At 31.7% G+C, this 16,163-nt stretch carries 10 protein-coding genes; 6 read left to right on the top strand and 4 right to left on the bottom strand.

Annotated elements, in window-relative coordinates; translation table 11 throughout:
- The first annotated feature begins 22 nt into the window (after positions 1–22).
- From rfbA to ATE90_RS08925, 4 genes are all read left to right on the top strand, one after another.
- The gene (rfbA, locus tag ATE90_RS08940) at positions 23–895 is read left to right on the top strand and encodes a glucose-1-phosphate thymidylyltransferase RfbA (RefSeq protein WP_101451283.1); all 873 of its coding nucleotides are present in this window, start codon (positions 23–25) and stop codon (positions 893–895) included.
- 253 nt (positions 896–1,148) lie between these two features.
- Positions 1,149–2,555: an undecaprenyl-phosphate glucose phosphotransferase gene (locus ATE90_RS08935; RefSeq protein ID WP_101451282.1), complete on the top strand. Its 1,407-nt coding sequence runs from the start codon at positions 1,149–1,151 to the stop codon at positions 2,553–2,555.
- Positions 2,556–2,941: 386 nt separating this feature from the next.
- On the top strand, positions 2,942–3,601 hold the full coding sequence (locus ATE90_RS08930) for a polysaccharide biosynthesis/export family protein (protein WP_254712311.1): 660 nt from the start codon (positions 2,942–2,944) through the stop codon (positions 3,599–3,601).
- A gap of 23 nt (positions 3,602–3,624) precedes the next feature.
- Positions 3,625–6,006 carry a GumC family protein gene (locus tag ATE90_RS08925; protein ID WP_101451280.1) on the top strand — a complete coding sequence of 794 codons (2,382 nt, stop codon included), beginning with the start codon at positions 3,625–3,627 and terminating at the stop codon, positions 6,004–6,006.
- Positions 6,007–6,355: 349 nt separating this feature from the next.
- Here the strand turns inward: ATE90_RS08925 and ATE90_RS08920 are convergent, their stop codons facing one another.
- Together ATE90_RS08920 and ATE90_RS08915 are read right to left on the bottom strand one after the other, a co-directional pair.
- Positions 6,356–7,417, bottom strand: coding sequence for a nucleotidyltransferase family protein (locus tag ATE90_RS08920; RefSeq protein ID WP_101451279.1), 1,062 nt, complete (start codon positions 7,415–7,417; stop codon positions 6,356–6,358).
- 32 nt (positions 7,418–7,449) lie between these two features.
- Positions 7,450–8,190: a tyrosine-protein phosphatase gene (locus tag ATE90_RS08915; RefSeq protein ID WP_101451278.1), complete on the bottom strand. Its 741-nt coding sequence runs from the start codon at positions 8,188–8,190 to the stop codon at positions 7,450–7,452.
- Between the two features lie 315 nt (positions 8,191–8,505).
- Between ATE90_RS08915 and ATE90_RS08910 the strand changes: the two genes are divergently transcribed.
- Complete coding sequence (locus tag ATE90_RS08910) at positions 8,506–9,357, top strand: N-acetylglucosamine kinase (protein WP_101451277.1); 852 nt, start codon at positions 8,506–8,508, stop codon at positions 9,355–9,357.
- 201 nt (positions 9,358–9,558) lie between these two features.
- Here ATE90_RS08910 and ATE90_RS08905 read toward each other — a convergent pair whose 3' ends face one another.
- Entirely contained in the window at positions 9,559–10,818 is a 1,260-nt protein-coding gene (locus ATE90_RS08905) for a UDP-N-acetylmuramoyl-tripeptide--D-alanyl-D-alanine ligase (RefSeq protein ID WP_101451276.1), read from the bottom strand.
- 65 nt (positions 10,819–10,883) lie between these two features.
- Positions 10,884–12,566, bottom strand: a complete 1,683-nt coding sequence (gldJ, locus tag ATE90_RS08900; RefSeq protein ID WP_101451275.1) for a gliding motility lipoprotein GldJ — start codon at positions 12,564–12,566, stop codon at positions 10,884–10,886.
- A 199-nt stretch (positions 12,567–12,765) separates the two neighbouring features.
- Here gldJ and porU point away from each other — a divergent pair, with 199 nt between their 5' ends.
- The gene (gene porU, locus ATE90_RS08895; RefSeq protein WP_101451274.1) at positions 12,766–16,161 is read left to right on the top strand and encodes a type IX secretion system sortase PorU; all 3,396 of its coding nucleotides are present in this window, start codon (positions 12,766–12,768) and stop codon (positions 16,159–16,161) included.
- Positions 16,162–16,163 lie beyond the last annotated feature (2 nt).

Raw genomic sequence — 16,163 nt, 5'->3', positions numbered from 1 at the left:
AATAAATAAAAAATTAGATATTATGAAAGGAATTATTTTAGCAGGAGGCTCCGGGACACGTTTATATCCAATAACAAAAGGTATATCTAAACAATTACTTCCAATATTTGATAAGCCTATGGTTTATTATCCCATAAGCACGCTTATGTTAGCTGGGATTAAGGAAATATTGATTATTTCAACGCCTCAAGACACACCCCTGTTTGAAGGACTTTTAGGAGATGGCAAACAATGGGGGATTCAGTTAACATATAAAGTGCAGCCTTCACCCGATGGTTTGGCACAAGCTTTCATTATTGGTGAGGATTTTATTGGAAATGACGATGTATGCTTGGTTCTGGGAGATAATATTTTTTATGGTCATGGCTTTCCTAATTTGTTATCTGATGCAATAGAAACGGTTAAAAGTAAAGGTGAAGCTTGTGTCTTTGGGTATTATGTGAAAGACCCTAATCGATATGGTGTAGCCGAATTCGATGCAGATGGAAATGTAATTAGTATTGAAGAAAAGCCTGAGGTACCCAAATCAAATTATGCAGTTGTCGGCTTATATTTTTATCCAAATTCGGTAATTAATATTTCCAAAAATATAGCTCCTTCTGAAAGGGGGGAATTAGAAATAACAACGGTTAATGAAAATTATTTAAAAGAAAATAAACTTAAGATGATATTAATGGGCAGAGGTTATACTTGGCTCGATACGGGTACGCATCAATCATTGCTTGAAGCTTCAAATTATATTGAGACGATCCAGAATAGACAGGGATTAATGGTCTCATGTCTTGAGGAGATTGCTTGGAGGAAAAAGTGGATATCTGATGAGCAATTGAAAAAGAGCTTAAAGCCTTTACTTAAAAATGAATATGGTAAATATTTAAATAAATTAATCAAATAAAAGAAAGGTTATTCCCAGTGTTTTATTAGTGCCTAGAGATAAAAATATTTACGTTTTTTATTTAAACATTCTATTTGTTTGGAATCAATTTAAAAAACAAATACTTTTTGTTAAGTTTGTGTCTAGTTAATGAGAAAAAATGAATAGATTTATAAAGTTTTTATTAGATACAAAGATTAAAGTAAATTTTTTTTTATTTTTTTTTAAAAGAAATAATAAATTTTATTTTTATTTATAAAATAGCTATTTTAATATGTCAAAAAAAAAATCACGAAAAGGAAAATCTAAATTTACGCCGTTACTATTTTCTATAATAGATATAATCCTCCTAACTATTTCTTTTTTCTTAGCAAATTTAGTAGTTTTTGATGGCAATTCCCCAGATATTATTTTTTATAGCAGCAGTGCGTTAGTACTATGTTTTATTTGGGTAATAGTGAGTCTGAAATTTAATTTATATGAGATACCAAGAATTATTTTTACATATAAAGTGTTATCCGAAAATATATATGCAGTTTTTAATTTCAGTTTATTAATTGGTGGAGTACTCTTTTTTAGCACAAACACTAATTTCTCAACGCAATTTTTGATCTATGTGCTATTTTTTTTCATTGTAGGGCTATTATTTTGGCGATTTCTTGCGATGTACATCATAAAAACATATAGAAAACAAGGAAATAATTATAGGAACGTACTATTGGTGGGGTTAAATAAGAATATAGCAACCCTTATTGATGAAATTTATTTGAAACCTAAATATGGTTATAAAATTGTAGGATTATTTACAGATGCCAATGTTAAAAATAACCTTAAGGAGCATTATAAAGGTGGGTTATCTGAAGTCACAGCTTTTTTGGATAATAATCCTGTGGATGAAATTATTATATCACTGCCACATCATGCAGGTAAATTAATCAATGATTTATTTAGGTATGCAGATAATAACATGATCAGAGTGCGTGTGATTCCTGAGTTTTCAGAGTATTTATCACAAACATTTTCTATTGACTATGTGCAGAACATTCCGATTTTGAAATTAAGAAGCGAGCCTCTAAATAGTATTACGAATCGGACTTTGAAAAGATGTTTTGACATGCTTTTCTCACTCCTAACAATATTATTTATATTTTCTTGGTTATTTCCAATCATCGCAATTATTATTAAATTAACGAGCAAAGGACCTGTCTTTTTTGTGCAAGAAAGAACCGGTAAGGATGGTATCGCTTTTAACTGTTTTAAATTTAGAAGTATGACTGTGAATGCTGATTCAGACAACCTCCAGGCGACAAAGAATGATGCTAGAATTACGGATTTCGGTGCGTTTATGAGAAAAACAAGTATTGATGAACTTCCTCAGATTATAAATGTACTATTCAATCAAATGTCATTAGTAGGGCCCAGACCTCATATGTTAAAGCATACGGATGAATATCGAATATTGGTAGATAAATTTATGGTACGACATTTCGCAAAACCGGGTGTTACCGGTTGGGCTCAAATCAATGGGTTTAGAGGAGAAACCAAATTGTTAAAAGATATGGAGAACAGGGCAGCTGCGGATATATGGTATATTGAGAATTGGAGTTTCTTTTTGGATATTAAAATAGTACTATCGACCGCTTGGTCTATGTTTTTTAAGAAAGATGAAAATGCTTTCTAGAATTGTATTTATGTTATATTGTTTTAAATGGTATTCAGAAATAGACTAGGTAAAAACAGAGAATACAAATAAAATAATTCAGTGCAAAATAATTCTTTACATTATTAAATTTCTTTCTAAACATGAAATATAAAGAGTTTAAAAATATTGAAAACTGGGGTAACATAAAAAAAACACAATCTTTAATATATGGGTTACATCTCTAGTTTAAAATCCTGCATTTTTGCTAGGTAACCTTTATTTTTTTAATTAATTTCGCAAAAATTAAATCCATGTCCAAATTCAAACTTATATTCCTTCCTTTTACGTTGTTACTTTTTCTTAGTTCATGTGTTTCAAAGAAAGATTTAATATATCTCCAATATGATGAAATTGATCAATCAAAAGTGAGTAATGATTACCAGTTAACATTTAAACCAGATGATCTATTGCAAATCATAATCTCATCAAAAGATTTGAAGGCCTCTATTCCTTTTAACTTGCCTGTGTTTTTAAGTTCAGCAAGCTCAGGGAGTGCTCAAGGAGTGCAGAAGTTACAATCGTATTTGATTGATGGTAACGGCATGGTTGAATTTCCGGTTTTAGGGAGACTAAAACTAGGAGGACTTACAAGAATTGAAGCTATTGAGTTAATTAAAGATAAATTGTATCCAAAGTATTTGAAAGATCCGATTGTCAATATACTAATAACAAACTTTAAAGTAACAGTTATTGGGGATGTTAAACAACCAAAAGTATTTCAAATCGATAATGAAAGAGTAACAATTTTTGATGCCATAGGAATGGCAGGAGATCTAAATATTTCTGGATTAAGAGAGAATGTTACCCTTGTGCGAGAGGAGTTGGGGAAAAAAACTAAATATAGTTTTGATTTAAGATCAAATAAGATAATGACATCACCAGTCTATTATTTGCAACAAAATGATGTGATTTATATACAACAGAATAATGCAAAAATTCAAGATGCTGCATATACAAGAAATACCGGTTTATTTATTTCTCTGGCATCGGTATTAATTTCCCTAATTACTATAATAACGAGATAATAACGAGATAATAAAGTTGTAATATGAATAAGTATAATGAAGAAAATGATCAGGTCGATATTAATTACGAGATACAAAAATATGTTTCTCATTGGCGTTTATTTGTTGTTGGCGGTTTAATTTCAATTTTAGCGGCTTTTATCTTTATAAGATATACTACACCTACCTATAAAGTTGCTGCTACAATTATGATAGAGGATAACAAGCAAGCTGGTATTTCTACAGAATTGGCTGCATTTGAAGATCTTGGAATCATTGGTGGAAGTTCATCAAACAACCCAGAAAATGAAGTCGAAATTATAAAGTCAAGAAAGATTATAGGTAGTGCGATCGATTCCTTGAATCTTGATGTTTCCTATTTTATAGAAGGAAGGATACGTAAAGTTGAATTATATCAAAAGTCCAATCCTATTGTTTTTGATTGGATTTATAAAAATACTTTGTTAATGGATAGGGACACCTCAGTTGTAGTTTTGATATCGGAAAATAATAAATTTAGCCTCCAAGATATAAAAGGTGACTTTAAATCAGAGCATAACTTTGGGCAGAAGGTTCAAACCAAATTAGGAGCATTTAGAATTTTTAAAAATCCAAGTTCTGAGATTGTATTTGATAATAAAACTCAAATCGAAATTCTTATTAGCCTAAACCCAAGAGATCTATTGATTGATTATTATTTGAAGGCTCTTCAGATAACTGCAATAGCTAAAACGTCACCTATCATTAAATTAAGTTTAATAACTAATGTTCGAGAGAAAGGGCAAGATTTAATCAATGAATTGGTTAAACAATATAATATAGATGGTATTAAGGATGAAGGCTTAGTCTCGCAAAAGACGTTGAGTTTTATTGATCAGCGATTAGTATCCATTGGTGAAAATTTGAAATTGGTTCAAGATGACGTTAAAAACTATAAGGTAGAAAACAGTATATCTGGTCTATCGCGAGAGGCTGAATTAACTTTAGAAGGGCTCTCTGAAACTAATCAGGAGTTGATTAAAATACGAACTGAATTGGAGGTGGCCAAATGGGTGAAAGAATCTTTAAAGAGTTTTTCAGGTAAAGAGGAGATATTGCCACAAAATTTGGGTTTTTCAGATATTGGGATATCAAATTCAATACTAAATTTTAATGAGTTGGTATTACAAAAAAACAGTTTAGCTGAAGATGCTGGGGTAATGAATCCGCTGATAATTCAGTATACTCGTCAAATTAAAGCTCTAAAGTTAAATTTAATACAAAGTATATCAAACCTTATTGTTTCTTTAGAAATGAAATTAAATCGAGTAAAAAATGAGGCTTCAAAAATAAATACTAAAATAGAGGCGATACCATATTTAGAAAGAGAGTTTATTGATATCGCCAGAGAACAAGAAATTATTTCTGGTTTGTATTCATATTTGTTGAAAAAAAGAGAGGAAACTTCAATTTCTTTGGCAGTAACAGTTCCAAATGCAAAAATAATTGATGAAGCTTACGGCTCTTTAATTCCTGTTGCACCGAATAAGAAATTGATTTTGGTTGGTTTTTTCATTGTAGGACTGCTAGTTCCTTTTGGATTTATTTATATAAGAAATTTGTTAGATACAAAAATTCATTCAAGAAAAGACATTGAGGAGTTAACGACTATCCCTTTCTTAGGAGATGTCCCTCATTCTGATTCGGATAGTAAGGTGGTAATTAATAATGACTCAAGAACGGGAATCGCAGAGGCATTTAGATTAATTCGCACCAATTTAAACTTTATGTTACCAAATAAAGTTGATACTGTGGGTAAAGCGATTTTCGTTACCTCTACAACCAGTGGAGAAGGAAAATCTTTTGTTTCTATTAATTTAGCGGCTGCGCTTTCTTTATCAAATAAAAAAGTATTGTTATTAGGGATGGATTTAAGAGCACCAAAAGTTACAAAATATTTGGGACTAGCAGAAAGAAAAGGGGTTACAAACTATATTACAAATAGTGCCCTGAATTTAAACGATCTTAAATCTTCAATTCCAGAAATTCCAGGCTTAGATATTATTTCCTCGGGTGTAATACCTCCAAATCCTGCTGAATTACTCTTAAACCCAAAGATTGCGGCATTATTTAACGAAGTTAAAAAGGACTATGATTACATCATCGTAGATACGGCTCCGGTGAATTTGGTAGCAGATACTTTATTAGTGTCTAAATATGCAGATATGACCTTATATGTTTCAAGAGCTAATTATTTAGACAAAAGGATGTTAAATGTTGCACAGACTTTATATACAGAGAAAAAACTAGCAAATATGGCGATTGTTTTAAACGATACAGGTACTACGAAAGGCTATGGCTATGGCTATGGCTATGGCTATGGCTATGGCTACGGAAATGGATATTTAGATGAGGTTAAAAAACCTTGGTATAAACGAATTTTCTAGGAGTATAGGGAAATAAAGAAAAGGAAGCAATTTGCTTCCTTTTCTTTTGAAATAATTTAGGTTTTTTAAAAAAAAGTAAGTATACCGCAGGCAAACCGAAAGCAAATTAAAATTTTTGGGACGTTCAAAACTAGAATACTTATTAAATAGCCCAGCAACACTTGATATATTTTAATTTCTAATTTTTGTGATGAATGTATGTTAAATAGAATAGATACCCTTTAAAATATAAAGAAAAATAATCATATCGAGTTTTTTTTGAAGTATACAAATACTATTAGAGACTTTGGCTACTTTTGGCCCGGAATAAGAAAAAAAAGTTGAAGGTAATAAAATAGTATTTCAAGGCTTAACTGTTTTTATTTATATATTTTCGCTTGATTTCTTTTTTTAACAAAACTCTGTAGTCTTTTTTGTAAAAGGATTTTATCAAAATATTAATTCTTTTACTCCAAGTTATATTTGACTTTTTTCTCTTTTGAAATTTTTCACGAAAGACTCGGTTGTTTAATAACTTGTTATAAATATTGACATATTTCTGAATTTTTTTATTTTTTTTATTTGGAATAGCAGTGTTAAATAATTGATTTTGAGCAGCAATAAAAGAATTAACGGGATTTTTAAATTCATTTAATTCATCCAAATAATTTTTCATATTTACTTTTTTTGAAAGTAGATATACATCATATGCTTTTCTTAATGAAATAAAATTATAAATAAACCCAAAATCATTTATTTGATGCACTAATAAGTTATAGTGTAATTGTTTTGGGTATGCTATGAAATAAAAATTTTTAATTTTTATCAAGTTATGTTCGATATGAGAGTAATTAAATTTCGATCTATATCTTTCTCTCAATAGTTCTTTGTGAACTTCAATCGCACCAATGTTGTCTTTTTTTATCATTGATGGATAATGTCTATGAAATTTTGGTAAATCAGCAGCAATTTGATAATAACCGAATTCTTTTAATAGATGTATTGTTTTTTCGAAATCTTTTTTTGATACTATAAAATCAATATCTCCCAACATCCGTTCCCCAATGTCATCGTAAAGATTAGCTATCAAATTACTTACTCCTTTTAAAAATATAGCTTTAACTTTGTTCCCTAATAAATAAATATTCAATTCTTTTGCCTGAATAAATAATTTTTCATTTCTTTCGCGGTTGAGATCAGTGATGCTATTCATGAATTCAACCAAATCTTTGGGCAAGTATTTTAAAAATTTAGCTTTATGAAAATTACAATACAAAGCCGGTAATACATAATGAGCTGTACTTACTTTTACAACTGCTTCCCAGTCAACAGATATAGATTTTAGCTGTTCTTCAATCAAAACCTTATTTTTAGGATCATGATTGATAGTTAAACTTTGCCCAATAAAAAAGAGAGTTTCTTTATAATTCATGTTTAGTGTTTAACATTCGTTTACCTATTTTATCATCCAAAACTTTTTATGTTTTTTTGCATGATGTTTTCAAGGAAGTTTTTATTCTTTTTAGTTGACACTGTTCGCAATACATTTAAATGATTTTGATGATGTACATCGGTACCTGCAAAATCGTACATATGTTCTTTTAAAAGTTTTTCGGCAGTTTTTTGCACCTGTTTGCCATAGTGTTCGGTTAAAGACAATAAATTTAATTGAAACAAGCAACCGGATGTTTTTAATTTATAATACTCTTTAAAATTATGGTGGTAAAAATTGTAACGCTCAGGATGCGCTAAGACAGGTTTGTACCCTTTTAATTGTATTTCAAATAATAGTTCATAGAGATTAATAGGAGCATTAAAATAAGACATTTCTACAAGAACATAGTTGTCTTTTAAAGTGAGCAGTTTATCCTTTTCTAAAGTTGCAGAAAATTGTTCATCCAGCATGTATTCAGCGGCAGCATCAATGGTAATATCCGTTATGTTTCTTTCTTGCAATGCTGCTCTAACCTCTTTTAAAGCACGTTCAATTATTTCTGGGGTATTTGGGTATACATCGCCTAAAACATGCGGCGTGGTTATGATATTTTTAATTCCATACGCAGCCATTTTTTGAATCAAGGCAATGGAAGTTTCCAAATCTTTGGCACCATCGTCAATTCCTGGTAGCAGATGCGAGTGCATATCTACAAATCCTTTCGGGAAAAATTCATGTAAAGGAATTTCCTTTTTCTTGAAAAATAACATATTCTCAGGTTTATAACAAATTTACAATTTTCATTGGTATTTGGTATCGGTTGTTCCTGTTGTTTTATATGTTTTTTAATGAGGCAGTTCGATGGATTCCATTTTATTCAAATTGTGTCTTGAACCAACACAAACACAAAAATATCTATTTGGAATCTGGATGCATACATTTCGATGTTAAATTGCCCTTGAATTGAAAGAATGTTAGCAAAATTCTTCGAAAGAAGCTTAAATAGTTGAAGCGAAAACGATTGAAGTTTTTACAGCTATTGTGTACTAATTTTAGTTGTAATATATTTGAGTAAAATTGATATTATGATTTTAATTGCAGACGGCGGATCAACAAAAGCGGATTGGATTGCTATAAATGACGATAAGCAGGAAGAATTTAGAGTAAGAACCTTGGGGTTAAATCCTGCCATTGTTCCGGAAGAAGAATTGCACAATAGAATTATCAACATGTTTCAGTTGATAAAGGTGAAGGATGATGTGGAAGAAATTCATTTTTATGGCGCAGGTTGTGGTACGCCAAAACCAATTGAAATTTTAAAAAAGATTTTGGCTTCTATTTTTGTTAATGCAAAAATATTGATTTCTGAAGATATGTTAGCCGCTGTATATGCCGCTGCTGGTAAAAAGCCAGCCATTGTGTGTATTTTAGGAACAGGTTCTAACAGTTGTTATTTTGATGGCAAACACATAAAGATGTTAGTGCCTTCTTTAGGCTATATTTTAATGGATGAAGCCAGTGGTAATTACTTTGGGAAAAGATTGCTTATCGATTATTTTTACAATCAAATGCCTTTAGAGATTGCACAAAAATTTAAAAAGGAGTTTAACTTAGGTCCAGATTACATTAAGAAAAACTTGTACAGAGTGCCAAACCCGAATATGTATTTAGCGTCTTTTGCAAAGTTTATGTTCGATTTTAAAGACAATACGTATATTAAAGGAATTATTACTCACGGATTTCAAGAGTTTTTTAAATATAGAGTGTTACCTTTCAATAAAACAGCTGATACACCGATCTATTTTATAGGATCGATAGCGCATTATTTTAGAGATATTCTTGAAGAAATTGCAGAAAATAACAATCTAAAAGTGACCGATGTGGTGCAAAGACCCATTGATAAATTGTTAGAATATCATAAAAATAACATTCATTAAGGTATTTTAGTGTAGTTTTAAGTACCGAAGAACCGTTTCTGTTAGATCATCATATGCAGGCGCTAGACCTAAAATTAATTTGGATATAAAATAGCAAATAAGTGGTAACGAGCGGTAAAATTGGATACCGTCTAAGAAGGCTTCGTTGCCGTCAAACCATAAATATGATGACAATCTAATACAATATTAATGCTATGGAAATCAATCAATAAAATCCAAAATTCTTTCTAAACGCATTCCTCGAGAGCCTTTAATTAAAATAGATTGGTGTGTGAGCCTATTTTCTTTGAGATACGCTTCCAGTTGTTCATAGGTTTTAAATTGATGTTTTTTCGTCGTAGTTTGATAAAAGTGTTCACCAACAAAAAAAGTGTGCTCAAAGTTAAAAGAAGCAGCTAAATCAACAATCGCTTGATGTTCTTGTAAACTTTCAGCACCCAATTCAAACATATCTCCTAAAATAACAACGCTATCCGCTGCCTGTATCGCTGCAAAATTTTCTAAAGCCACCTGCATGCTAGAGGGGTTGGCATTATAGGCATCTAAAATAATTTTATTGTTCTTTGTTGCGATGATTTGGGAACGGTTATTTTTAGGAACATAACTTTCTATAGCTGCTTTCATAGCTTCTTCAGAAACGCTAAAATAGTTACCAATGGTAATGGCAGCAGCAAGGTTTGCATAATTATAGTTGCCAATTAAATTACTTTGTATGCTTTGATTCTTGTAAGAAATTTTTACATATGGATTTAAGGATAAGAATTGTATGTCAGCAGTTTTAAAATGGATGGTTTGCAATCCTTTCGTTTTTTCTAGCTGAAGCGCATCTTCAGGATTTACAAAAGCAATTTTGTGGTGTTCTTTTAAGTAAGTATACAGTTCGCACTTTCCTTTAATTACACCTGTGAATCCTCCAAAACCTTCTAAATGTGCTTTTCCGAAATTGGTGATGTAACCAAAATCAGGTTCACAAATAGTGCATAGAAATGCTATTTCTTTTTGATGATTCGCACCCATTTCTACAATGCCCAATTCAGTTTTATCGGTCATAGAAAGTAGGGTTAATGGCACTCCAATATGGTTGTTTAAATTACCTTTTGTAGCTTGTGTATTGTGTTTTTTACTCAGAACCATATAAAGTAATTCTTTCGTGGTAGTTTTGCCATTGCTACCAGTTAAACCAATGATAGGGATATTTAATTGTCTCCGATGATAATTTGCGAGCGCTTGTAAGGTCTTTAAAACATTATCAACTAAAATAATAGCCTCTTTTGTTTTGTATGCTTCTTCATCAACAATAGCAAAAGCTGCACCTAGTTCTAGTGCTTGTTCCGCGAAACTATTACCATTAAAATTTTCACCTTTTAAAGCGAAAAAAAGGGTGTTTTTTCGAATGTTTCTGGTGTCTGTATCTACAAGGAAATGTTGACGATACAATCGATAAAGATTGGCTATTTTCATTTTTTAAATATAAAAAGCCTCATTATATCTGACAATAATGAGGCTTCAATTGTAACAAATATATTTTATCTACTAGGGTTTCTGGCTTTTCTTTTGCCAGAGGTCATCGGACCTACCTTGTCAGATACACATCTAAAACCAATATAATTTGTGGCCATGTATTCTGGTAAATATCTTCTTTGCGCTGGGTCTAACCAATATTCTCTATCAGACCAAGAGCCACCTTTATACACTCTCGTATTATTACTAATTAAAGTAGAACGTTTTTTTGCATCGGTTGTTAAAACTTCTTCCCCGGTAACAGAATTTCTTATTCTTTGGGGACTTTTAGGCGAGTTGTACATACTTGGTCTTGACATAAATTGGTCTTCATCATCCTCGTAAAAACGAGAAGAGTTTAAATCTCCATCGCCAAGATCAGCATTGTTAGCTACTTTAAAGTTTCTTCTTAAAGAAGCATCCTTTTTTGTAATCGGAATGTATTTAATGGTTCCTGGTAATTGTCTAGGAATAATTTGTCCATTCGGTAACGTATCATATTCTACGATGGCGCCTGCATCATTTGCAGCAATGACGATATTACCATCGGCGTCAATCATTTTTTTAGTAAATAAATTCCCTCTGTAATAATTAAAATCATTCGCTTCATTATCAATCAAAGGTCTGTACACATCTGATACCCATTCTGCTACATTCCCGGACATATCATACAACCCAAAACCATTTGGCGGATACGATTTTATTTTATTAGGGATATCAGCACCATCAGAACTCCAACCGGATAAACCGCTATATTGCCCTTCACCTTGTTTAAAGTTTCCTAATTGATCTCCTTTAGTTCTTTTGTTTTTAGATCGAGAATATTTCTCATTCCAAGCATATTTTTTTCGTCCTCTAATATTGTTGTATTCTCTGTTTTCTATGTTCGCTTTTGCTGCAAATTCCCATTCAGCCTCTGTAGGTAATCTAAAACGCTGCGCTAAAATACCATCAGCTTGCGTAATTTTTCTTCCTTGAAAAGCATCTCTACTTAATTTTGGATCTCCTCTTTTTCGCACAGTTCTCCCTACCCCTCTTTTATAAACGGTGGTGTCTCCGTCAAATAATTGAGAATCATCGGTTAAAAAAACATCTGTATCAAAAAAGTTGTTGATCGTGTCTGTTTCAAAAATATTTTTGATATGACCTTTATCAATTAATGTTTTTAGGTTGACGGCATTGGTACGCCACTTGCAATATTCATTTGCTTGCAACCAACTAACACCCACCACAGGATAATCTGAATACGCTGGATTACGGAAATAGTTTTCTGATAAAATATCAGTATTTCCTAAACTTTTTCGCCACGCCAAAGTGTCTGGTAAAATAGCACTGTAAATATGCTTGTAATTTTCTTCTGAAGGTGGAAAAACATTCTTCATATATTGTACATATAAAAAATATTCTGAATTTGTAACCTCTGCTTCATCCATAAAAAAGGAACGAACATGCAGTTTTTTAGGGGTGGTGTTCCAATCAAACATAACGTCATCTTGTACTTGACCCATGGTAAAAGAACCTCCTTCTACAGCAACCATGCCTAGCGGTGGTTTTTGACCAGCATCCGATTTTCCTTTGATAAAGTTACCATATCTCGCATCGTTAAATGGCAAACCTGTAAGTCTCGATTTGGTATTATCAGAACTTTTACAATTAAAGAAGAATAGTGTTGTTAAAACAGCGAATGTTATTTTAAATATGTTTTTCATTTCCTAATTTAAAAATTGATAGGGTTTTATTATAGTGATGCAATTTACAATAATTATAATTTCTTACAAGGAAATTATAAAAATTAACGCATCCTTTTTTACACTCATTCTTATTAACGGATGCTTTTATACTTTAGTATAATTTATCTTTCTTTACAGTAAAATATCTAATAATTATTTGCGTTATTTGAATACTTATATGAAAAAACAGTTAGTACTTCTTTTTTGCGGATTTTTAATACAAGTTAGCCTTGCTCAGGTCAACAATTCTGTGCTATCTTCAGGTGATTGGTTTAAATTTTCCATAGATACGACTGGTGTTTTTAAAATTGATAAAAATTTATTGCAGCAAATTGGGGTTTCTACCAATGGCTTAAATCCGAAGAAACTACATATTTATGGAAATGGTGGCCAACTTTTACCGGAGGCAAATAGCGATTTTAGATATGATGATTTACAAGAAAATGCCATTTATGTTGCAGGAGAAGAGGATGGTACTTTTGATAACAAGGATTACATTCTTTTTTATGCAACAGGTCCGCATGACTGGGAGGTAAATACAACGAGTAATTCCATAAAACACAGGCAGAATATTTATACGGACAAGGGATATTATTTTATAACAGTAAATAATACGGATGGAAAAAGAATTACTCAAAAAAATCCAAATACAAATACCCCAGCTGCCCCAATAACAATTTTTGATGATTATATTTTTCATGAAAAAGAGGAGAAAAATATTATAGCCGTGGGCACACAATGGTTTTTTGAAGAAGATTTTAATATACAAAATACACAAAGTTTTAAAATTCCTTTTCCGAATGCAGTGGCAAATGAGAACTTAAATGTAAGAGTTAGAGGGGTGTCTAATTCCATCGTTTCATCTTCGATGGCAGTGAAAGTGAACGGACAAGATTTGCTAACCCTTGATTATGCAGGAATAAATATAAGCTCTTTAACAAAAGCATATGCAGTAGAAAGAAACGCTAATATTTCAAATAGTGCTGAAAATATAGAGATTGAGATTACTTATAATAATAATGGAAATCCATCCGCAAGTGCATTTTTAGATTACATAGAAATTGTTGGGAAAAAACAATTGACGTTTAGTGATTTTCAGTTTTCATTTAGAAGTTTTGCACAAGCAACTGCAACAGGAACAGTAGAGTATCAAATAAGTAATGGGAGCGCTGCTTTTCAGGTTTGGGATGTTACGAATCCTATTGCTCCGCAAATCATTACCAATCAGAGTGCGGCAAACAATTTTACCTTTAAAGACAATGCAGGTGTTCTAAAAGAATATATAGTTTTAGATGATTCTGATTTTTACAAACCAGAAATCATAGAAAATGCTAAAGTTAAAAATCAGAATTTACATGCTTTAAAGGACATTAATTATATTCTAATAACAAATTCGGAACTTTCTGCGCAAGCACAAAGGTTGGCAGATTATCATCAGGTGAATTCGAATATTACCACTAAAGTAGTTTTGATTGATGAAATTTATAATGAATTTTCTTCGGGTTCAAAAGATATTACAGGAATTCGAGATTTTCTAAAAAAAGTATATACTAGAAATTTATCAGAAGAAACAAAACTAAAATATGTCTGCTTTTTTGGGGATGCGTCTTATGATTATAAAGACAGAATTCAAGGAAATAATAATATTGTTCCAGTAAAACTATCCACCAGTAGTTTCAACTTAGCATCATCATGGGTAACGGATGACTTTTTTGTAATGCTAGAAGACAATGAAGGGTCCATGTCCACCGCCCATACAATTGATGTTGCCTCCAGTCGAATACCGGTTTCTACAGTTTCTGAAGCAACTCTCGTAGTTGATAAAATTTTAAGGTATTACGACAAAAAATCCATTGGAGATTGGCGCAACACCATAACCTTATTGGCAGATGATATAGATAAAGCAGGAGAAGAAGTTATTGAGCAAGGAGTAGAGTCTATTGCGGATGAAATAAAAAATAATAAGAAGATTTTTAATGTTAATAAAATTTATTTGGATGCTTTTGTACAGGAAAATTCTTCGGGTGGAGAACGATATCCAGAAGTTAACAAAGCAATTACCAATGCCATTGAAAAAGGAACTTTATTATTTGATTACTTTGGTCATGGAGGGGAAGATGGTTTTGCAGCAGAAAGAATATTAACCGTTCCCCAAGTTAAGGGTTTTAATAATCCCAATTCATTGCCGCTTTTAATTACGGTTACCTGCGATTTCTCTAGATTCGACAACCCTAATAGAATTACAGCTGGCGAACTCACTTTAAAAAATGCAACAGGTGGTGCAGCAAGTATGATTACAACGACTAGAGAGGTTTATATTTCAACTGGTCAGCGTTTCAATGAACAATTAATTCGAAAGTTGCTAGCCTTTAATGATGAGAATTTAACAATTTCAGAAGCTTTAATGGCGACTAAAAACCAGTTTTCTAGTAACCAAAAATTCTTTATTTTTTCTTTTGGAGATGCTGCTATGAAATTAGCAGTTCCGAAACCAAATATTCGCATCACAAAGATGAATGATGTAGCCGTAACGCAGTCGTTAGATACGATTAAAGCCTTGTCTAAAGTGAAGTTTGAAGGTGTGGTAACCGATGAATCAGATGCAGTTTTAACCAATTTTAATGGAACACTATCTACCACTGTTTTTGATAAATTAATTGAGAAGACCACGCTAGTTAATGATGGTTTTGGAGAACCAATGCGTTTCGATACTCAAGATAGTAAGTTGTTTAGAGGGAAGTCTACCGTAGAAAACGGTGTTTTTAGTTTCGATTTTATTGTACCAAAAGATATTAAAGTTGCGTATGGACCAGGAAAATTAAGTTTTTATGCAGAAAATGGCGAAATAGATAAAGCTGGCTACAATTTTGATGTGGTTGTTGGTGGAATAGATGAAAACGCTCCAGAGGATACTGTTGGCCCTGAAATAAAATTGTTTATGAACGATGAATCCTTTATCGATGGAGGCAACACCAATGCGTCTCCTAATTTAATTGCTGTTTTGTCTGATGCTAGCGGAATTAATACGTCAATAACTGCTGTAGATCATGATATAGTGGGCGTTCTAGATGGAGATACTTCAAATCCAATTATTTTAAATGATTTTTATCAAACTGAATTAAACGATTTTTCTAGTGGAAAAGTAACCTATACGCTCAGAGATTTAGAGGTGGGGCCGCACACATTGAAATTAAAAGTATGGGATACTTACAATAACTCCTCAGAAAGCACGTTAAATTTTGTGGTTGTAAGTGACGCCATTTTAAATTTAGAAAATGTGTTAAATTATCCAAATCCTTTCGTAAATTATACAGAGTTTTGGTTCAATCATAACAAGCCAAATGAGCCTTTAGATGTTCAGGTTCAGATTTTTACAGTTTCTGGTAAATTGGTAAAAACTATCAATCAAAATGTTCAAACTACAGGTAATTTATCAAGAAGTATTACCTGGAATGGTTTAGACGATTTTGGTAATAAAATAGGAAAAGGAGTATACGTTTATAAATTAAGAGTAAAATCAACAGCCAGCATTCTAGTGTCAGAGAAGTATGAAAAATTAGTAATACTGCAATAAAA

It is taken from the genome of Polaribacter sp. Hel1_33_96 (assembly GCF_002846595.1).
Taxonomy (GTDB): domain Bacteria; phylum Bacteroidota; class Bacteroidia; order Flavobacteriales; family Flavobacteriaceae; genus Polaribacter.
The sequence above is the reverse complement of the archived record's forward strand: the minus strand, read 5'-3'. Positions and strand labels throughout refer to the sequence as shown.